The sequence below is a fragment of the Cohnella laeviribosi DSM 21336 genome (assembly GCF_000378425.1).
GTDB classification, from domain to species: domain Bacteria; phylum Bacillota; class Bacilli; order Paenibacillales; family Paenibacillaceae; genus Cohnella; species Cohnella laeviribosi.
Genome location: NZ_KB899820.1, coordinates 25,133 through 45,291 on the forward strand (window position 1 = coordinate 25,133; position 20,159 = coordinate 45,291).

The window sequence follows — 20,159 nt, forward strand, 5'->3', positions numbered from 1 at the left end:
CGCTTATTTGCCGCCCGTAAACGTAATGCCCTGAACGAAAAACCGGTTGAAGAACACGTAGATCAACAGCGCCGGCAACGTCATGATGATCGAGGCGGCCATAATATAGTTCCAGAAGCTGATGTACTGGCCCTTGAACGTGTTCAGCCCGACCGAGAGCGTAAACATCGCTTTGTCGGACATCAGCATGAGCGGCTTGAGGAACTCGTTCCACGCCCCCATGAAGATGAAGATCGTCTGCGCGGCAAGCGCGGGCTTGGCCAGCGGCAGCACGACGCGGAAAAACGTTCCGAACCGCCCAAGGCCGTCCAGTTCGGCCGCCTCCTCCAATTCCTTCGGGAAATTGATGAAAAACTGCCGCATCATAAAGATGTACGTCGCCTGCGCAGCCATCGGCACGATGATCGCCTGATAGCTGTTCAGCCAGCCGAGCTCTTTGATGATGAGATAACTCGGAATGATCGTCAGCTGTCCCGGAATCATGATCATCCCGAGAATGCTGTAGAACATCAGCGTGCTGCCCGGAAACTTGATGCGCGCAAGGGCGTAGCCCGCCAGGGAGTTGAACAGCAGATTGAACACGGTGACGGACACGGCGATGAAGGCGCTGTTCAGGAACCATCTGCCGAACATCGGCTCCTGCTGCAATATCGTTTTATAATTGTCGAGCGTAAAATGCCTCGGAATCAGGTGCATGCCGCCGGAGACGATCTCGTGAAGCGGCTTGAACGAAGCCGACAAAGCCCACAGAAACGGCACGAACGTGACGATCGCGTATATCCCCAGAATGACGTAGACCAGCGGCCTGAGACGCGAAACCTTCGGACTCATTTTTCCCGCCTCCTTAATTCAGTTTCTCTTCCTTGAAAATCAGCCGCTGCACAACCGTAATCAGCATGATGACGACCGCCAGCACGAAGGCGAGCGCCGATGCGTAGCCCATGTCGAGGTTTTTGAAGGCATACTGGTAAATGAGCAGCACCATCGTCAGCGTCGCGTTGTTGGGTCCGCCGGAGCCTGCGGAGAAAATATAGGATTGGTCGAACAACTGGAACGTGCCGATGATCCCCATCACCACGACGTAAAACGTCACGGGCTTCAGCTGCGGAACCGTGATGCGCCAGAACTTGGTCCAGGCGTTCGCCCCGTCGATTGCCGCCGCTTCGTACTGGGACTCGGGAATGTCCTGCATCGCGGCCAGATAGATCACCATGTACAGCGGAGCCGTCGACCAAATGTTCATCAGCATGATGCCCGTCAGCGCCACGGCCGGATCGCCCAGCCAGTTGTAGGTCGGCAGTCCGGCAAGCTCAAGGAGGTGGTTGAGCAGTCCGTTGCTGTTGTAAATCCACATGAAAATCAGCACGAGCACGGCCGACGAGGTCACGGTCGGCAGGTAGTAGGCGACGCGGAAAAAGTTCCGGAATTTGATCTTCATATTCAGAATCGCCGCAAGCACCAGGGCGAGCAGCGTTTGGCACGGCACGACGATCAGCGCGTATTTGGCGGTGTTGCGCAGCGCGATCCACAGCCTGGCGTCGTCCAGCATCCGTTCGAAGTTGGCCGTTCCGGCGAATTTGTAGCTGACGCTTCCGAGCAGATTCACCTTGTGAAAAGACAAAAAGATCGCATAAAGGATCGGCAGCAGCATAAACAGTCCCAGAATGAGAACGACCGGCGTCATAAAGGTGTAGCCCGCCAGCGCTTCGCGGAGCCGAAGCCGGCTTTGGCGCCCGTTTGGCGATTTGGCCATCCCGAACCCTCTCCCTTCCTGATTTGAATCATTCCCCGTCCCTCGGCGGAGACGATTCGGAAACGTGCCCGACACTCGGGCGCTCTCCGAATCGTCAAGCCAAACGGCACGCCGCCCCTGCGGAAGCGAGAACGTTTTGCGGCGGGAACGCAAATTCCCGGTCGCGTCCTCGCATGAAACGACTGAAGCCGGCCTTTCCGGCTTCAGTCGTTTCACGACGACGCAGCCGCGGATGCGCCGGAGAGCGGCCCGCTCTCCGGCGAAAGGCGTTCCCGGCCTGCGGCGCGCGTTCTTGCGCGCGCGTTCGCGTTATTGGGCCGCCTTAATTTCCTGATTGGCCGTATCCTGCGCTTTTTTCATCGCTTCTTCCAGGCTCGATTGGCCGGTGTAGGCCGCAATGAACTGGTTGTTGAAGTTGTTCATGATCGTCGGCAGCGTCGTACCCGCCTGCCACGGGATCGAGTACGGGCCGCCCGCCACCAGTGCCGCGCGCAGCGGATCGGTGTCGTAGCCGAGCTCGGCGGCGACGGATTTGCGGGTCGGAAGCGCGAAGCCTTTGCTCGTCCATGTCTTCATGCCTTCCTTGCCGGTCAGGTAGGACAGCAGCTTCCAGGCCGCTTCTTTATGCTTCGACTGCTTGTTCATGACATAAGCGACCGTGTAGGACATCGTTCCCTTCTTGCCGTTGACGGTCGGAACCTCCGCGGTGCCGAAATCGAGGTCCGGGAAGTTCGACTGCAGATACGGAATCGCCCAGTTGCCCTCGATCACCATCGCGGCCTTTTGCTGGCCGAACATTTCGCCGCCCCAGCCTGCGCCCACATCGGACGGCTGTCCTGCTGTTTGCGCTTTCAAATGCTGGTCGACAACCAATTGCAGCCCTTTAAGCGCTTCCGGAGTCGCAAACGTCGCCATTCCCTGGTCGTCCGTCAGCTTGCCGCCGAACGCGTGGATCATGAACAGCTGGCGAGCCAGCTCGGGCGCTTGGCCCAAACCGTAAACCTCGACCTTGCCGCCGTTTTTCTTCGTCAGCTTTTCGGAGACGGCCATAAGTTCGTCCCAGGTGGCGGGAGGCGTGGCGATGCCGGCATCGGCGAACATCTTTTTGTTATAGAATAAAGCCAGCGTAGACGTGTCTTTCGGGAAGCCGTAGATTTTGCCGTCCTTCGACTTGAAGGCGTCGAGCATCGGAGCCTCGAAGTCCGCCAGGTCGAAATCGTCGGTCACGTAGCCGTCAAGCGGCTCGAGCACATCCTTCTCGATGAGCCCGGGAGCTTCGAAGGCGTCCAGGTAAAAGACGTCCGGCGCCTCGTTGCCGATCAGGCGCGTCTTGATGACGTCCATGTACTGGTCGGCGATCACTTCGTATTTGACTTTGATGTCCGGATTTTTCGTCTCGAACTCTTGCAGAACCTGATTGAGCAGCGACTGTTCCTCCGGCGACGTCGTCCAGCCGGCAAGCGTTACCTCGACCTGCCCGCCGGACGGCGAGGACGGGGATGAGGAAGACGACGGGGCCGCCTGTTCGTTCGAACCGCCTCCGCAGCCGGCCGCGGCCAGAGACACCGCGAGCAGCAGCGACGCCCCTCCAAACCATTTTCGTTTCATACGGAATCCTCCCTTTTTTAATGTGATTTATAATTAAACGGATGAAAACCGCGGGCGGGGCGGGAACGGGGCCGTCCGAACAAGCGGCGTCCCCGCGGCTTGCTCCGCCGCAAGCGGTCCCGGTCCGTTCAATCCTCCTTGGCGCGGGCAGGTTCTGCGGTTTCGATCCGGCAACCGCTCGTATTGGCCAGAATCCGGACTTCCACCTGCGAATCCTCCCGGGTTCGGGTCAGCTCCACCGACAGATGTCCCCGTCCGACGGGAATGTCCGCCGCCGTCAGGCGGTTTACGCCTTCCGGCAGCCACGGTCTGAGCGTCAGCCGGCCGGCCGGCGCATCGGCCTCGAGTCCGAGCATCGCCTGAATCAGCACGACGGACGTCCCGGCCGCCCACGCCTGCGGAGAGCAGGCAACCGGATAGCTTACCGGATAGCCCAGGCTATCGTCATAGCCGCAGAACAGCTCGGGCAGGCGATGATACTCGAACTTCTCCGCCGCCCGGATCAGAGCGCCGGCCAGCGCCGCTGCCGCCGATACGAACCCCAGGCGGCTCAAGCCGAGCAGGATCAGCGAATTGTCGTGCGGCCAGACGCTGCCGTCGTGATAGCTCATCGGGTTGTAGCCGGTCGACAGCCGCGACATCGTGCGGATGCCGTAGCCGCTGAACATATCCGGCGCGATCAGCCTGTCGGCCACGGCCTTCGCCCGCTCTTCCGACAAGATGCCGCTCATGAGCAGATGCCCCGGGTTCGACGTCACCGACCGGACCTGCCGTTTGTCCGCGTCCAGCGCGATGGCGTAAAACCGCTCATCCTCCATCCAGAACGCCCGGTCGAAGGATTGCTTCAGACGTTCCGCTTCCTCCGCAAGCCGCCGCGCCAACTCCGGAAGCCCCAGCCGCTCCGCGATCGGGGCGAGCCGGCTTTTCGCCTGGTACACATAGCCTTGAACCTCCACAAGCGCGATCGGCGCCGCCGCGAAGCTTCCGTCCTCGTGCACGACCGAATCGGCCGAATCTTTCCAGCCCTGATTGGCGATGCCTTTGGACGACTCCTGATAGTACTCGACGAAGCCGTCTCCGTCCCGGTCGCCGTACGAATCGATCCACTCTAGCGCCCGCTCGATGTTCGGCATAAGCTCTTTCACCGTCTCCAGGTCTCCGGTCCAGTGCGCGTATTCGGCCGCCAGCAGCACAAACAGCGGGGTCGAATCGATGCTTCCGTAATAAGGCGCGAACGGAACCTGGCCGGACTTCGACAGCTCGCCGCTGCGGAGCTCGTGCAGAATTTTGCCCGGCTGCTCGTCTTTCCACGGATTCGTTTCCTCGCCCTGCCAGGCGGCCATCATGCGCAGCGTCCCCTTGGCCGTGGCCGGGTCCAGCGGCAGCATCTGCAAAGCGGCGATCAGGCTGTCGCGGCCGAAAGGCACCGCGTACCACGGCAAGCCGGCCACCGGGAACGGGCCGTAGCCGAAGTCGGACAGCAGCGCCTGCAGGTCTCTGACCCCCCGCTCGAACAGCGAATCCAGCACCGGATTGTCGCTTGCGACTTTCGTTTTTCCGTTCCGCCACTGTTCGTAGCTTTTCCGCAGCTCGGCAAGCGCCTTATCCGGCTCTGCAACCGCGGGCTTCGCGCCGTCTATCGAGGGCGCTACCGTGAAGCGGATGCGCTTGGCCTCCGCCGGAGCCAGCGTCACGGCAAACCGCACCTCGCCGTTTTCGTTGGCCTCGTCGGCCTCCGCGTCCCAGGCGACGACCGTTTCCTTGCGGATGCCGTCGCAGCCTACATATTCGGCGCGCCAATGCCGGCGGTCCGTCTCCCTTGCGGTGATCCGGCCGAGCCGCTCCGAAGGCTGGAAGCCGCGCACGAGGAACATGTCGGCGAAGTCGGCGTCCAGCCTCACCTCGAGCTCGAACGCAACGGTCCGGGTCGAAAAGTTGGTCATGGATACGTTTTCGTAAAGAACATCGTTGTAAATGAACCGTTCGCGAACGATCTCGACCGATTCCCGCCACAGCCGGAGCTCGCCGTTTTCCTCCATGTGCTCGTTCGTCAGCCTGAACGCGGCGACGTAATTGTCGTCCGCGGCGGAGGACAGCAGCACCGGCCGCTTGCCGTTCAGCTTCAGCTCCAGCCTGCTCAAAAATCTCGTGTCTCGCATATACAAGCCGTTCGGCGAATCGCCCCCGACGGCGTCGCCGTGCCGGTCCGTCATCAAGAAGACGTCGTTGTTTTTAATGACTCTGTATTCCATCGCGTTTCTCTCCTGCAACTATTCTTTTGGTGATCTGTCTCTGAATCTTTTCGATATCGTTCTCTTTTTTCCGAAACGTTTCGGATTTTACGCGAAAAAGAGACCCGAAACGTTTCGGATACGGATTCAAAAGAAACGCGGTGATCACGTGGATGCGATTTGCCGCGTACTTTCGCGTACGATCAATTGATTGCCGAGCAAAATTTTCCGGTTGTCCGTCCGTTTGTCCAGGATGTCGATCAGCAGTTGGGCGCCCTGATACCCAAGCTGGTATTTGTCCTGCCGGATCGTCGTCAGTTTCGGAGAGCAATAAGCGGCGATGCTGATGTCGTCAAAGCCGATGATGGAGATTTCGTCCGGAACCTTGCGCTCCATCCGCTCCAGCGTCCGCATCGCCCCGAGCGCCATCAGGTCGCTGGCGCAAAATACGGCGGTCACCTCGGGATGGCGGAGCAGAATCCGGTACATCGCCTCCGCGCCCCCGTCCTCGGTGAACGAGCCGTCGTACACCAGCTCCGGGCGGTATTCGACGCCGGCCTGCTCCAGCGCGTCGCGATAGCCGGCCAGCCGCTCCTGGCTGACATGCGCCCGGTCGTGGCCGTTGATCATCGCAATGTGACGGTGCCCCAGCTGCAGCAGATGATTGGTGGCCATCGCCGCGCCGGACCGGCTGTCCGAAGCGATGTACCCGACGTTTTCGCCCGTTTTCGGAATGTCGATCAGGACGCAGGGGAACGCATTTTGTTCGATGACCTCCTGCAAATAGGGATCGTCCAGCCGCAAGCCGGACAGGATCGCGCCTTCGACGTTGCGCTCCTTGCAGAGCGCCGAATACGATTTCTCCATTTGCTTGGACGGGTTGGTGCTGAACAGCAGCAAATCGTAGTTCAGCTCGCCCGCCCGGTCGTTAATGCCGCATAAAATTTCGTATGCAAACGCGTCCTTGGCCCCCGCGCGGTTGATGTCCGAGATGATCAGGCCGATCGTGCGCGTTTTTTTGGAGACGAGGCTTCTCGCCACCGCATTGGGACTGTAAGACAGCTCCTCGGCTACGCGCTTGATCTTCCGGCGCGTCTCCTCGTTGACGTCGTCGTGGCCGTTTAGCGCTCTGGAAACGGTTGTAACGGATACGCCCGCTTTTTTGGCTATGTCCTTTATCGTTACCATGGTGCAAACACCTTTCCGAAACGTTTCGGATTCATTATAAAGGATAACCTCCCGGCCTGCAAGCGATTTATTTGCCGCAGTTTCCGGCCGAGAGGTTCAAAGAGGAGCGATGCCGCGCCGGGCCGCTTGCGAGCCGTCCGAATGCCGGACCGCGCCGGGCCCGTCTGGCCGGCAGGAAAGGAACCCGCAAAAAGAGCGCTATCGGGCTTCGAAATGATCGTAGGTTTCGGAATCGGGATCGAATCGCTCTTTGACTTCCACATCTTCCAAGCCGCCCGACGAATACGCCTCCGACGAGACCCAATCTTCGTTGACGGTATGCGCGGGAATCGGAATGGCGTCAAGCCCGTAGGCCGCATCCGCATGCATCGAGGCGTCCGCCGGCGCCTGTTCCACGAGCTCCCCTCCATGGCTCTGGGCGATCTCCAAAGCCGAGATCAGGTCCTCCCGGATCACATGGATGTGAATGCGGTTGCCTTCGTGCATTTGCGGATCGTAACCAAGTTCGCCGAACGTCTCGTAAGCGAGCTGGGCCGCCGAAGCGTTGGGAAACCTGAACATGAGCGCGTTGGACTGCATGATCGCATCTTCTCCCGTATCTGGAATCGGTCATCCTCTTCAGGTTGCCCCGCGACGCCGTCCGGCATGTATGCCCGGACCGCTGCTCCATGCGTCGGCCCGTACGCTTCATGCGTCGGTCCCTGCGCTCCATGCGCCCCCTCGCACGCTCCCGCACTTTCCCGCCGCGCCCATGCGGACAAGGCGGCAGCCCGCGCCCGGTTCGCGCGCTCACGCGTTCTCCCGCGCCTCCTCCTCTTCCGTGCCGCTTGGACGTTCCCCGGTTTGGGCCTTGCGCTTGCTTTCCCGGAATTGCAAATAAACCGACACCACGCTGTCGAGATACCTGCCCGCCGCCCAGCCGACCGCAGGCGCTAGCGGAACGGCCAGCCACCCCGCTCCTCCGTAAAGAAGCCCGATCTTGCACCCAAGCGCAAGGCCCCAAAGCCCAAACAGCGGCAAAACCAGGGCCCGCCTGCCGATCCCTTCCGCTTCCCGCAGCGCAAGCGGGGGCCACGGCAGCATGGCGACATAGCGCTCCCCTTCCCACTGCTTCCACTGTCCGTGCAGCCAGAACAGCGCAAATAGCCCCGACACGGGCCACATGGCGAGCCCGAGTCCGAGCGGCGGAAGCGCGACCGCCGCCGAACCGATGGCCGCAAACGTCAGCAAAGCCTGCACGTTCTCCGGATCCCGCAGCTTCGCTTTGACCCACAGTTCGGCAATCCGCTCGCGGGTACCCCTGCGCCGGAACAAATTCCTGCGCAGCGATAGCAGCGGCTTCCGTCCCCGCGGAACGGAACGCGCGCCTCCGGCTTCCATGAGCAGAAATCGGACGCAAGCCGAATACGCTTCCCGTTCCGCCGCCACCTCATGCAGAAAGGTTCCCTTTGCTCTTAAACGCAGCCATGTCAGCAGGCAGGACGCCGCAATCAGCGCGGCAAGCGCCAGCCCGAACGAGGCTCCGCTCCGGATCGCGGTCATCCCCGAGACCCAGGCTGCCATCAGAATCAGTCTCGCGACCCAGACGGCCGCAACCCGCCGCCACCCCGACCGCCGGCGCTCAAGCCCGTCGCGGACCAGCGTCCATGCGTAGCCAAGCAGAGCGGCCGCTCCGGCCATGGCCGCGCCGGTTGCCGCGTCCCAGCCAAAGCGCAGGTCGAGCAGCGGAGCGAGCAGAGCGACGACCGCCGCCGCCGTCAGCAGCCGCACCAGCAGCGTGTACGCCAGCCCCGTCGCGATCATTGGCCGCGTCCACCTGGCGCTGCGCCGCAAAAACAAGCCGTCGCCGTAATCGGCGAACGTGCGCGCGCGGGCTCTCAGCATGGCGGCCGCCAGCAGGACGAACACCGTCTGCTGCGGAACCGCGGCGAACCACGAAGGCGGATGGAGCCAGGCGTCCCGGTACATATTGGCGCCGATAAACAGAGCGGGAATCGCGATGTAAACCTGCACCGTCCAGTCGAGCGTCAGACGCCAGCATTTCCAGACTTCGCCCCAGAAAAAGACGATCCGGGACAGAACGAGAGGGACGGGCCGAAAGTGTCTTCGTCCGCCGTTCACGAACGCTCCGCCCCCTCTTGCGTCAATACGCGGAAGCATTCGAACAGCGGGGTGCCGTCCGGGCAGCCGGCGGCCCGGCGGATGTCGGCGAGCGTGCCCGAAGCGGCGATGCCTCCTTCGTGAATGAGAACGAAGCGGTCGCAAAGCCGCTCGGCCGAATCCAGCACGTGCGTCGTCAGCACGACGGACGCTCCGCGGGTCCGCTCCTCGTCCAGCGCCGCAAGCAGTTCCATGACCGCGCCCGGGTCCAGGCCGATAAACGGCTCGTCCACCAGGAACAGATCCGGCTCCAGCAGAAAAGCCGCGATCAGCATCACCTTTTGCTGCATGCCCTTGGAGAAGCGGACCGGGTATTCGTGCTTGGCTTTCCGCAGGCGGAAACGGTCGAGCAGCCGATCCGCCCGCTCCCCGAATCGGTCCTCGGGCATCCCCGCGGCCGCCGCCGCCAACTGCAGATGCTCCCACAGCGTAAACCGCTCGTACAAAATCGGCAATTCGGGGATGTACGCCATGCGCCGGATGCCGTCTTCGGAACGATCCGAAGGCTCGCGCTCCGTTAGGCCGTTCCAGTCGATTTGTCCTTTCCAATGCCCGAGCTGGCCGAGCAGCCCCTTCATGACGGTGCTTTTGCCCGCGCCGTTCGGACCGAGCAACCCGAGCCGCTCCCCGGGACGCACTTCGAAGAACAGATCGCGGAGAATCGGCTTGCCCGGTTCGTACCCCGCCTCATCGATCCGCACCCGAAGCCGGAAATCCGCACCTTCCTGCATATCCGCACCCTCAATCCTGAGCTTTTTCTTTGTTTACGAAAAAAAACGCATGCCCGTTCCAAGGAGACACGTCCTCGGTTCTTCCGGGCGACGAAAAAGAGCCCCCGCCGGTTTCCGGCCGGCGAACGGGGCTCTGTCAATAGGGAGGCAACCGTCGCGTGACAAGTTACCAATCTTCATTTTAGCGAATTTTGTCATTTTCGAAAAGCGGCTAACGCCTGGTTCAGCCCTTTGGTCTGACGGTAAACGTCCTGATAAATGCGGAACAGCTCGGCATACCGGCGGGAGCGCTCCGGATCCGGACGGTACGCTTTCTGCCGCTTGACGAAAACGTCCGCGCAAGCGTCCAGCGACGGGAACCAACCGCAGCCTACGGCCGCCAGCATCGCCGCGCCCAGTCCGGGGCCCTGCTCGTTCTCCAGCGCCACGACGTCGGCCTGGAATATATCCGCCTGCATTTGCAGCCAGACCGGGTTTTTGGCCCCGCCGCCGATGGACACGATTGTATCCACCGTCTTGCCGGCTTTGCGGAAAATATCGACCGTCTCATGCAGCGAGAACGTGATGCCTTCCATGACCGCCCGGGCGAAATGCGCGCGCGTGTGCGAGCCGTCCATGCCGATGAAGCTGCCGCGGATGACGGAATCGGCATGCGGGGTGCGCTCGCCGACAAGATAAGGCGTAAACAGCAGTCCGCCCGATCCCGGCGGGAGGTCGCCGACGCCGGCAAGCAGCGAATCGTACGATTCGCCCTTGGCGAACGTGTTGCGGAACCAGGACAAGCTGTATCCGGCGCCGAGGGTGACGCCCATCGCGTAAAAGGCGTTCTCCTTGCCGTGATTGAAGAAGTGGACCTTGCCCTGGTAGTCCGCCGAAGCATCCGGCTCGTACGTCAGAATAACGCCGGACGTGCCGATGCTGCACAGCGTGACTCCCGGCTGCAGGATGCCCGCGCCGATCGCGCCGCAGGCGTTGTCCGCCCCGCCGGCAAACACTTTCGTATCGGCCGCAAGGCCCGTCTTCTCCGCCGATTCTTTCGTCAGCGTCCCGACGCATGCGCCCGCTTCGACAAGCGGCGGGCAGAAGTCCGCCGGAATCCCGAACGTCTCCAGCACATCGGCGCTCCACCGCTTGTTGGCGACGTCAAGCATCAGCGTCCCGGCCGCATCGGACAGATCCATGTGCACCGCTCCGGTCAGCCGGTAGCGCACGTAATCCTTGGGCAGCAAAAAGCCGCGGGCCCGCTCGAACGCTTCGGGTTCGTGCTGGCGCACCCATTCGATTTTCGGCAGCGTGAAGCCTTCCAGCGCCGGGTTGCGCATGACGGACAGCAGCTTGTCCCCGAGCTTCGCTTCGATCTGCCGGCATTGCTCGGTCGTGCGGGTGTCGTTCCACAATATCGCTCTCCGCACGGGCCGGCGCTCGGCATCCAGCAGCACGAGGCCGTGCATTTGTCCCGAAAAGCTGATCCCTTCGATGTCTTCCGGGGCGACGCCGGAGTTCGAGACGATTTCCTTGATCGATTCGATCGTGCCGGCTACCCAATCCTCAGGCTCTTGTTCGCTCCATCCCGATTTTTCGTGGTACAGGGGATACTCGCGTGTCGCTTCCGCCCTAACCGCCCCGTCCTGCGAAACGAGCAGCGTCTTGACCGCGCTCGTGCCCAAGTCGACGCCGATGACGTATTTCATCCGATTGTCCTCCTTCGCGCGAACCGCCCCTCGCGAGCCGCTGCGCGGGGGGCGGTATTTCCGTTCAAGATGCGAATTGGCGCGTATTAAACGCTGAAAATGACTTCGTTAAGCGTCGCCCGGATTTGTTCCAGACGGCCGGATTTGTTGACGATCGGTTTTTGCTGGTTCAGCACGTAGGCTTCAAGCGACTTCAGCGTAGCTTTGCCGGATACGATCTCGGCTCCGATGCCTTCCTTGTAGCTGCTGTAGCGCTCTTCGACGATATCGTCGAGAATGCGCTCCTCGATCAGCTTCGCCGCCGCTTTGAGGCCGCGCGCGTAAGCGTCGATGCCCGCGATGTGCGCGAAGAACAAATCCTCGTCCTCGAAGGACGTGCGGCGGACTTTGGCGTCGAAGTTGACGCCGCCCCGGCCGAGGCCGTTGTTTTTCAGAATTTCATACATGGCGAGCGTCGTGCTGTACAGATCGAACGGGAATTCGTCCGTATCCCAGCCGAGCAGGTAGTCGCCCTGGTTGGCGTCGATCGAGCCGAGAACGCCGTTGATGCGGGCAACGCGCAGCTCGTGCTCGAACGTATGACCGGCCAGCGTCGCGTGGTTGGCTTCCAGGTTCAGCTTGAAGTGGTCCTTCAGGCCGTATTTTTGCAGGAACGACAGCGCCGTCGCCGCATCGAAGTCGTATTGGTGCTTCGTCGGCTCCTTCGGCTTCGGCTCGATGAGGAACTGGGCGTCAAAGCCGATTTCCTTGGCGTAGTCGACGGCCATGTGCAGCAGGCGGGCCAGGTTGTCCAGCTCAAGCTCCATATTGGTGTTGAGCAGCGATTCGTAGCCTTCGCGGCCGCCCCAGAACACGTAGTTCTCCGCGCCGAGCTCCTTGCCCACTTCGAGCATCTTCTTGACCGTCGCGGCGGCGTAAGCGAACACTTCCGCATTGTTGGACGTGGCGGCGCCATGGACGTAGCGCGGGTTGGTGAACAGGTTCGCCGTATTCCACAGCAGCTTTTTGCCGGTCGCTTGCTGGAACTCTTTCAGCTTGGCGACGATGATGTCGATGTTCTTGTTCGTTTCCGCCAGCGTCGCGCCTTCCGGAGCGATGTCCGCGTCATGGAACGCGTAGAAAGGAACGCCCAGCTTTTGCAGCAGTTCGAAGTTCGCTTCTACGCGCGCTTTCGACCGGTCGAGCGGGGACAGGGAGTCCCATTTGCGGACGGCCGTGCCGGCGCCGAACGGGTCCGTGCCGTTCGCATTGAACGTATGCCAGTAGGCGACGGAAACGCGCAGATGCTCTTCCATCGTCTTGCCGAGGACGACTTCCTTCGGATTGTAGTGCTTGTACGCAAACGGATTTTTGGAGTCGCGTCCTTCATATTTGATCTCGGGGACGTTGGGGAAATAACTCATGAACAGGACCTCCTAAAAGAGTTGAAATCGCTTCACTGGTTCTAGCATATCACGCTCTAGTTAGTTTGTCTATTGAATAAACAAAGTTGTCATCTTTCGTTATTGTGGTATGATGAAGGCATTCCCATTTATTCGGCACTAAGGAGCAATCGGACGGCCATGAGCATGACTACCGGCGATCAGGCAATGATCAAACGCATAAACACGGCGATCGTACTGGAAGCGATTTTGCGCCACGCCCCGCTATCGAGAGCGAAAATCTCCGAGACGACCGGCCTGAACAAAGCGACCGTATCCAGCCTCGTGCAGGACTTGATCGACAACAAGCTCGTTGCGGAAACGGGAACGGGCGCTTCCAGCGGAGGCAGAAAGCCGGTGATGCTCGAATTCGTGGCCGACGCCGGCTACGCGGTCGGCATCGATCTCGGCGTCAACTATATGCGCGGGGTGCTGACCGATTTGCGCGGCAACGTGGTGAGCGAGCGGATGACGGCGCTGACGACGGTCGACCCGGACCGGGTGTTCGGAACGCTTCGCCCGTTCATCCAGCAATTGATGGACGAAGCGCCGGACAGCCCGTTCGGCATCGTCGGCATCGGCGTCGGCGTCCCCGGGCTTGTGGACCGGAACGGCTCCGTGCTGTTCGCTCCGAACATGGACTGGAGAGACGTGCCGCTTCGCGAGGCGCTGTCGCGCACCTTCAACCTCCCCGTAATGATCGACAACGAGGCCAACGCCGGAGCGCTCGGCGAGCAGCGGTTCGGCATCGGCCGCGGCATTTCCAACATCGTGTACGTCAGCGTCGGAATCGGCATCGGCACCGGGTTGATATTGCAAAGCCGCCTGTACAAAGGCTCGTCCGGGTTTTCCGGCGAGATCGGCCATATGACGATCGAAGCCGGCGGCAAGCCGTGCCGCTGCGGCAACCTCGGCTGCTGGGAGCTGTACGCCTCGGAGCAGGCGCTGCTTGAGCAGGCGGCGGAGCTGGGTTACAAGGACAAGGATCTCGACGGGCTGCTCGCGGCCGCCGAGGCCGGAGACGAGAGCGTGGCGTCGCTGCTGAAGCGCATCGGGGAATATCTCGGAATCGGCATTGCCAATATCGTCAACGTGTTCAACCCCAACGCGGTCATTATCGCGGGCCGGCTGAGCCGGGCGCGGCCGTGGCTGGAGGAAGCCGTTAAGGACACGTTGGAGCGGCGCGCGCTCGGCTTTCATTTGCGCAACGTGAATGTGCTGTATGCCGAGCTGGGCGACCGGTCCGCCGTCATGGGCGCGGTGGAAATGGCGATCTCGTCGTTTTTCGAGCGGCTGAAAACATCGTGACGGGACGCGGAACACCCGGAAACGCGCAAACCAAAAAGCCTGCCGCTCTCCGCAAAGGGAGAGGCGGCAGGCTTTTTCCCGTTTCGCTCAGGCTTTGATGACGTCCTTCTTCAGAATCAGATTGGCATACAGCGCGCTTTCGCCCGTGGCGACGATGGCGTACGCCTTTTTCGCCCGCTCGTAAAACGCGAACCGCTCCACTTCCTCGAACGGCTCCGCGATTCCGGTCCGCTGTTGAATGATGGCCCGGTATTCCTCCCAGATCGGCGTTTGCGCCGTATCGCCGGGAACCACCTGCATCACGGCCGCCGGGCGCTCGACGTACGTGTCCAGAGGGAACAGCTTCAGGATGGCGTCGAGCAGCTCCGGGATCTTATGCCCGTCGCAGCGAACCAGACGCGCGGCATGGCTAGCTGCGGGAAAATTGCCGTCGGCCAGCACGATTTCGTCGCCGTGCCCCATTTCCATCAGCACTTTCAACAACTCGGGTGAAATCAAGGGAGAAATCCCGTAGAGCATGGTTGCATCCTCCAATCGCAAGAAAGGTCATCGACGAAAACCATTGTACCACGCGCGGCTTCCATCCGAGCGTTTCCAAAGCTCATTCGTACCGGCGATAAGAACAAGCATGGCGGACTTTTCCTTTTTTGTAAACGGATACAAATCGCGACAAGTCCGCCCGCTTACGATTTCACTCCGTATACCTGCCGCACCAGATCGGCGATCGTCCGCTTCTCGAGCATGGTCATCACAAGCTGCTCCGTCTCCTTCGTGATGTCTGCGAACGCGTCCTTAATCTCAAGCCCGATCCACCCGTCGCTGGTCGTATCCATCAATCCGGTGCAAAACGTCTCCGTCAGCTCCAATGCGCGGTATACCTCCGCCAGCGTAATCGTTTCCGGCGATTTGCTTAAATAATAGCCTCCATCGCGGCCTTCCCTGGCTTCCACGATGTTCGCCCGGGCGAGGCGCGACAGAATGCGCCGCATCAGCGTCGCTTCCGTACAGATGGTGAGCGCGATCTCGCCGCTCGGGCAGCGCGATTCGTTCTCCGCCCGCTTGGCAAGATAAACAAGCGATTGCAGCGCGTAGCCGAACCATCGCGGCGTCGCCTGGCCGCCGCATCTTTCGTTTTTCATCGGAATGGCCCCCGTTCCTCCTATCCTTCGTACTTTAAGTATAGCTTATCGTTTCGCTGCAGGATATTCTGCGGGCGCTTTTTTTCCAAGCTTCACCCCGCCTTTGGGCGGTCCGTCGGCAGAATCAATGCCAGCAACCCGGCAAACGGCAAAAATGCGATCGCCTGCATGACGGAAGTTAGGCCGAAGAGGTCGGCGGCCTTGCCCAGCACAACCGCTCCGATCGCGCCCATGCCGAACGCAAGTCCGGTCGTCAGCCCTGAAGCCATTCCCACTTTGGCCGGCATCAGATGTTGAGCGTACACGACCGCGACCGAGAAGCCCGACAGCAGAATGAATCCGAGCGCCGTAATGAACGGGTACACCATGTACAGCGGCAAATACGGCAGCAGCAACGAGAACGGGATGGCTCCGGCAATGGAAAGGACGATCATCTTTTTCATCCCGATCCGGTCGGCCATCACGCCGCCCATAAAGGTTCCGGCCACGCCGGCCGCAAGAAACAGAAACAGCGGAATCTGCGCCTGTTTGGCTGTCAAACCGTAATGCTCGATCAGGAAAAATTGATAATAACTGCTGATGCCGGAATGATACCACGACCGCGCGAAAACGATGAAGACGAGCAGACAGACGGCGAAAACGACCCTTGGATGGCTCGCCGCCGCGGAAGCCGCAGATCGGGTCTTGGCCGAGCCTCCGGCCGATTTGCCGGCGTTGAAGTCGTGAAGGCGGCTGCGGTACCAGGGCGTAATGGCAAGCAGCGCCGCAATGGCGACGACCGCAAACAGGGAGCCCCAGACCGCGCCGACCTGGCCGAGCGGGACAAAGACGAACAAGGTCATCAACGGAGCGAGCGAGCTGCCCGCATTGCCGCCGACCTGGTAGACGGATTGGGCGAAGCCGCGGCGGCCGCCCGCAGCCAGATACACGACGCGCGAGCCTTCCGGATGAAAGATGGCGGAGCCGAGACCAATGAAGAGAACGGCCAGCAAGACGGCCCAGAACGAAGGGGCGAAGGCGATGCCGATCATGCCGATGAGGCTGAGGACCATGCCTCCTGCCAGCATGTAGGGAGAAGAGCGGCGGTCGGTATAGGAGCCTACGACCGGCTGCATAACGGACGAGGTCATATTCAGAGCGAAGGTAATCCAACCTACCTGGACATAGGACAGGTTGAGCGATTTTTCCAAAACGGTATACAGCGCCGGAACGACCGCTTGCATGGAATCGTTCATCATATGAACGAGGCTGATGGCCAGCAAAACGGGCAATGCGGTGTCGGCCGAAATGGAAACCGGACGGGTGACGGACGGCGAAGCCACAATCATTCCTCCTCTTTGCCCGCTTTTAACCGCACTTCACTGAGCGTTAACCGGTCGGTGCGGACAGGCGAAAGATGCCTCGTTCGATCGGATTCGTATCCGGGGAGGCGCAAATCCGGCGTCTTTCGGCCAACCGCGCGGGGCTGCATATACGACAATAAAGTTTAGAAGTAAGGTTATCGGAAGTCAATCAAAAAAATAAAACTCAGCCTTCCTCTTTAAATTTGAAATTCCTCGCCGCATAAATAACCGGCGTTGAAGCCGCGGAGACGATAAACTTCAGCAGGTACGTGCTCAACACGATCTGCCACCACACGGACCAGGAATATACTCCGGCAAAGGCGATCGAGGCAAATACGAGCGTATCGACCAGCTGGCTGAGCAGCGAGCTGCCGTTGTTCCGAATCCACAGCTGATTGCGGCCCGGATACGCTTTTTTCAGCTTGCTGAACAGCCGGACGTCGAGAAACTGGCTGACAAAGTAGGCCGTCAGGCTAGCCAAAGCGAGACGGGGCATCAGCCCGAAGATCGTCTCCAGCGCCTCCTGCGAGATGTCCGACTCCTGCGGCACAAACTTGAGCGCCATTTGCATCAAAATCATGGACATGACGAGCGTAAAAAAGCCGAACCAGACGGCTTTGCGCGCTTCCTTTTCCCCGTACTTCTCGTTCAGCAGGTCGGTCGTCAAATAGATCGTCGCGTAAATGGTGTTCCCCAGCGTCGCCACGATGCCGAAAATCTCAATCGTTTTGACCACCTGAATGTTCGCAAGCACCGTCGCCGCGCCGATCCAGGCGTACAGGCCGTTTTTGCCGAACAGGCGGTAGCAGGCCAGAAACAACGCGAAATTGACGACGACGAACAGCGCGCCCCACAGAACGTTAAACATCCGAATCCCTCCTGGTGTCGCATCGGATCACGTATAGACCCGGAACAAAATATCCTGCGCGTAGTTTCCGAACGATTCCCCGTAGATCGTCAGCCCCCCGACATGTTCGGCGTCTTCCGGCACGGCAAGCCGGAGCGTCCAGTGGTTGCGGGCCGCGGGAATATCCGCAATCGTCACGTCCGACACCCGCTGCCCGTCCACATACGTGCCGTCTCTCCGCACCCGGATCATTTTCAGCCAGCCGTATTGGTTGATGTGGTCCGGCCACCAGTCCGGAGTCAGCTTCCCCCTGCCTTCCCCGCTGTCCCCCGGGCTGGTCCATACGCCAAGCAGCACGCCGTTCAGGTAAAAATGGATGTCCGAAGGCCAGTGCTCGTTGACGCCGGGAGCCTCCGACCCGATTTCCAGCGAAATTTCGATTTCTTCGGCCTTCTGACCCGTCAGCAAATAATTCGGGATCTGATATTCCACAAACCCTTTGCCGAACCACAGAATTTGCGCGTTCATCCGCTCCGGCTCGAGAAAATAGCGCGCGTCGTCGTACTGTCCGATCACCCGGTCCTTCGTCGCCAGGCCGCATGTCGGGTACACCTCGTACCGGGTATAATGGCCGATCGGCACCGAAACCTCCTGCACGGGGCGGGCTTCTTTTTCCCTGCTCGGGAACGCGATCTCGACGCCGTCTTCGGCGAGCGAGCACATTTTGTGCGTTCCGCCGTCCTTGCGGATCATCCGCGTGCGGATCAGGCCGGCCTGCTCCAGCTTGCGGATATGCATCGTCATCATCGGCCCGCTCAGGTCAAGCGCCTGCGCCAAATCCTTGAGGTTCATCGGCCGTTCCGCCAGCAGCTCCAAAATCCGGAGCCGCGCGCCGTTGGCCAACGCCTCGTAAACGGGCAGCCATTTTCGGTCGGTATTCGCTCGAATCATCGCCTTTTTCCCCTTTTGATTGGCATCGTAGTTGGAATCGCGGTTGGAATCGTAACGCTTGCCGCCGCTGAATCGCTTTAAACCGTTTGCTGCGGGCGCGTGAAAAAACCGTTGCTTTTCTGCCGCGGGTAAGGTTTAATGTAATTGTTAATACAAATGTTTTGAATTAATGTTTTTATTATTCCATCGAGGTGATCGAATGTCAAGCGCGGCGAAAATCAAAATCGAAAAAGACTTCCAGGTCGGAAAAGTCGATCCCCGTTTGTTCGGTTCGTTTATCGAACATTTGGGGCGTGCGGTATACGGAGGCCTGTACGAGCCCGGCCATCCTTCCGCCGACGAGCAGGGTTTTCGCACCGATGTTTTGGAACTCGTGAAAGCGCTTCAGGTTCCGATTGTCCGCTATCCCGGCGGCAACTTCGTTTCGGGCTACAACTGGGAGGACGGCGTCGGCCCCATCGGGCAGCGGAAAAGAAGACTGGAACTGGCTTGGCGCACGATCGAGCCGAACACGTTCGGCCTGAACGAATTTGTGGACTGGTGCCGCAAGGCAGGAAGCGAACCGATGATGGCCGTCAATCTCGGCACGCGCGGTCCGAACGAAGCGCGGGAGCTGGTCGAATACGCGAACCATCCTTCCGGAACGTACCTGAGCGACCTGCGCATTCGGCACGGCTACCGCGAGCCGCATCGCATTCGGACATGGTGCCTGGGCAACGAAATGGACGGACCGTGGCAAATCGGCGGCAAGACCGCGTCTGAATACGGGAGAATCGCGCTGGAAAGCGCCAAAGTGATGAAATGGGTCGATCCGAGCATCGAGCTGGTCGTCTGCGGAAGCTCCAGCACGGAAATGCCGACTTATCCCGAATGGGAAGCGACGGTTCTCGAGCATACGTACGACCACGTGGACTACATCTCCCTGCACCGCTACTACGGCAACCGCGACGGCGACACGGCTTCCTTCCTGGCCAGTTCGCTCGACATGGACGATTTTATCCACACGGTTATCGCGACCGCCGATTACGTGAAAGCCAAAAAACGCAGCAAGAAGAAGATGTACCTGTCGTTCGACGAATGGAACGTCTGGTTCCACTCGAACGATGCGGACAAAAAAATCGAGCCGTGGCAAATCGCCCCGCCCCAATTGGAAGACGTCTATACCTTCGAAGACGCGCTTGTCGTCGGCTGCATGCTGATCAGCCTGCTGAAGCGCGCCGACCGGGTGAAAATGGCGTGCCTCGCGCAGCTGGTCAACGTCATCGCGCCGATCATGACGGAAAACGGCGGCCGCGCCTGGAGGCAGACGATTTACTATCCGTACATGCACGCCAGCGTGTACGGGCGCGGCACCGTGCTTGTGCCGCTCGTGCAGTCGTCGAAATACGACTGCCGCAAATATACCGATGTGCCGCACGTGGAGGCGGTCGCGGTCCATAACGGGGAAGCCGGGGAATTGACGGTATTCGCCGTCAACCGGCATCTGTCCGACGCGCTCGGGCTCGACATCGATCTGCGCAGCTTCGAAAACGCCAGCCTGATCGAGCATATCGAGCTGACGAGCGACGATCTGAAGGCGGTCAACACCGCCGACAACCCGGACCGGGTGAAGCCGGTCAGCGGAACCGCCCGCGTCGCCAAGGAAGACGCGGTGTTCACCGCGCAATTGCCGAAGGCGTCCTGGAACGTGCTTCGGTTTAAGGTTTAAGGCAAGCGTTCCGCTTGCCCGGGACTCCAGTTGCCTTTTGCGCAACTGCAGTCCCAATCCGGCCGGCCTGCCGGGCCGAT

The 20,159-nt window shown here is 60.4% G+C and carries 17 protein-coding genes; 2 read left to right on the forward strand and 15 right to left on the reverse strand.

Going from position 1 to position 20,159, the window contains the following annotated elements:
- Positions 1-3 precede the first annotated feature (3 nt).
- The 10 genes from F560_RS0110325 to xylA all read right to left on the reverse strand — a co-directional run bounded on the left by F560_RS0110325 (position 4) and on the right by xylA (position 12,765).
- Positions 4-831 (reverse strand): carbohydrate ABC transporter permease, encoded by an 828-nt coding sequence (locus F560_RS0110325; protein ID WP_019005657.1) that lies wholly within the window; start codon positions 829-831, stop codon positions 4-6.
- A 13-nt stretch (positions 832-844) separates the two neighbouring features.
- On the reverse strand, positions 845-1,753 hold the full coding sequence (locus F560_RS0110330; protein ID WP_019005658.1) for a carbohydrate ABC transporter permease: 909 nt from the start codon (positions 1,751-1,753) through the stop codon (positions 845-847).
- Between the two features lie 309 nt (positions 1,754-2,062).
- Complete coding sequence (locus F560_RS0110340; RefSeq protein ID WP_019005660.1) at positions 2,063-3,361, reverse strand: ABC transporter substrate-binding protein; 1,299 nt, start codon at positions 3,359-3,361, stop codon at positions 2,063-2,065.
- 128 nt (positions 3,362-3,489) lie between these two features.
- On the reverse strand, positions 3,490-5,613 hold the full coding sequence (locus tag F560_RS0110345; RefSeq protein ID WP_019005661.1) for an amylo-alpha-1,6-glucosidase: 2,124 nt from the start codon (positions 5,611-5,613) through the stop codon (positions 3,490-3,492).
- Between the two features lie 144 nt (positions 5,614-5,757).
- Positions 5,758-6,780, reverse strand: a complete 1,023-nt coding sequence (locus F560_RS0110350) for a LacI family DNA-binding transcriptional regulator (protein ID WP_019005662.1) — start codon at positions 6,778-6,780, stop codon at positions 5,758-5,760.
- Between the two features lie 198 nt (positions 6,781-6,978).
- A complete protein-coding gene (locus F560_RS0110355; protein ID WP_019005663.1) occupies positions 6,979-7,359 on the reverse strand; it encodes a hypothetical protein in 381 nt (126 codons plus the stop codon).
- A gap of 210 nt (positions 7,360-7,569) precedes the next feature.
- Positions 7,570-8,901, reverse strand: a complete 1,332-nt coding sequence (locus F560_RS0110360) for an ABC transporter permease (RefSeq protein ID WP_019005664.1) — start codon at positions 8,899-8,901, stop codon at positions 7,570-7,572.
- A complete protein-coding gene (locus F560_RS0110365; RefSeq protein WP_019005665.1) occupies positions 8,898-9,671 on the reverse strand; it encodes an ABC transporter ATP-binding protein in 774 nt (257 codons plus the stop codon). The genes F560_RS0110360 and F560_RS0110365 overlap by 4 nt, the downstream gene beginning before the upstream one ends.
- 194 nt (positions 9,672-9,865) lie before the next feature.
- Positions 9,866-11,362 (reverse strand): xylulokinase, encoded by a 1,497-nt coding sequence (gene xylB / locus F560_RS0110370; RefSeq protein ID WP_019005666.1) that lies wholly within the window; start codon positions 11,360-11,362, stop codon positions 9,866-9,868.
- Between the two features lie 86 nt (positions 11,363-11,448).
- Positions 11,449-12,765, reverse strand: a complete 1,317-nt coding sequence (xylA, locus tag F560_RS0110375; protein WP_019005667.1) for a xylose isomerase — start codon at positions 12,763-12,765, stop codon at positions 11,449-11,451.
- A gap of 159 nt (positions 12,766-12,924) precedes the next feature.
- Here xylA and F560_RS0110380 point away from each other — a divergent pair, with 159 nt between their 5' ends.
- Positions 12,925-14,091 carry an ROK family transcriptional regulator gene (locus F560_RS0110380; protein ID WP_019005668.1) on the forward strand — a complete coding sequence of 389 codons (1,167 nt, stop codon included), beginning with the start codon at positions 12,925-12,927 and terminating at the stop codon, positions 14,089-14,091.
- Positions 14,092-14,178: 87 nt separating this feature from the next.
- On the opposite strand, the gene fucU is transcribed toward F560_RS0110380, so the two are convergent.
- The 5 genes from fucU to F560_RS0110405 form a co-directional block, all read right to left on the reverse strand.
- Positions 14,179-14,610: an L-fucose mutarotase gene (gene fucU, locus F560_RS0110385; RefSeq protein ID WP_019005669.1), complete on the reverse strand. Its 432-nt coding sequence runs from the start codon at positions 14,608-14,610 to the stop codon at positions 14,179-14,181.
- Positions 14,611-14,774: 164 nt separating this feature from the next.
- Positions 14,775-15,230, reverse strand: a complete 456-nt coding sequence (locus F560_RS0110390) for an RrF2 family transcriptional regulator (RefSeq protein ID WP_019005670.1) — start codon at positions 15,228-15,230, stop codon at positions 14,775-14,777.
- Between the two features lie 92 nt (positions 15,231-15,322).
- Positions 15,323-16,552 carry an MFS transporter gene (locus F560_RS0110395; protein ID WP_019005671.1) on the reverse strand — a complete coding sequence of 410 codons (1,230 nt, stop codon included), beginning with the start codon at positions 16,550-16,552 and terminating at the stop codon, positions 15,323-15,325.
- A gap of 205 nt (positions 16,553-16,757) precedes the next feature.
- Positions 16,758-17,441, reverse strand: coding sequence for a queuosine precursor transporter (locus F560_RS0110400; protein WP_019005672.1), 684 nt, complete (start codon positions 17,439-17,441; stop codon positions 16,758-16,760).
- 27 nt (positions 17,442-17,468) lie between these two features.
- Complete coding sequence (locus tag F560_RS0110405; RefSeq protein WP_019005673.1) at positions 17,469-18,371, reverse strand: ArsR/SmtB family transcription factor; 903 nt, start codon at positions 18,369-18,371, stop codon at positions 17,469-17,471.
- 199 nt (positions 18,372-18,570) lie between these two features.
- Here F560_RS0110405 and arfA point away from each other — a divergent pair, with 199 nt between their 5' ends.
- The gene (arfA, locus tag F560_RS0110410) at positions 18,571-20,079 is read left to right on the forward strand and encodes an arabinosylfuranosidase ArfA (RefSeq protein WP_019005674.1); all 1,509 of its coding nucleotides are present in this window, start codon (positions 18,571-18,573) and stop codon (positions 20,077-20,079) included.
- The last annotated feature ends 80 nt before the right edge of the window (positions 20,080-20,159 follow it).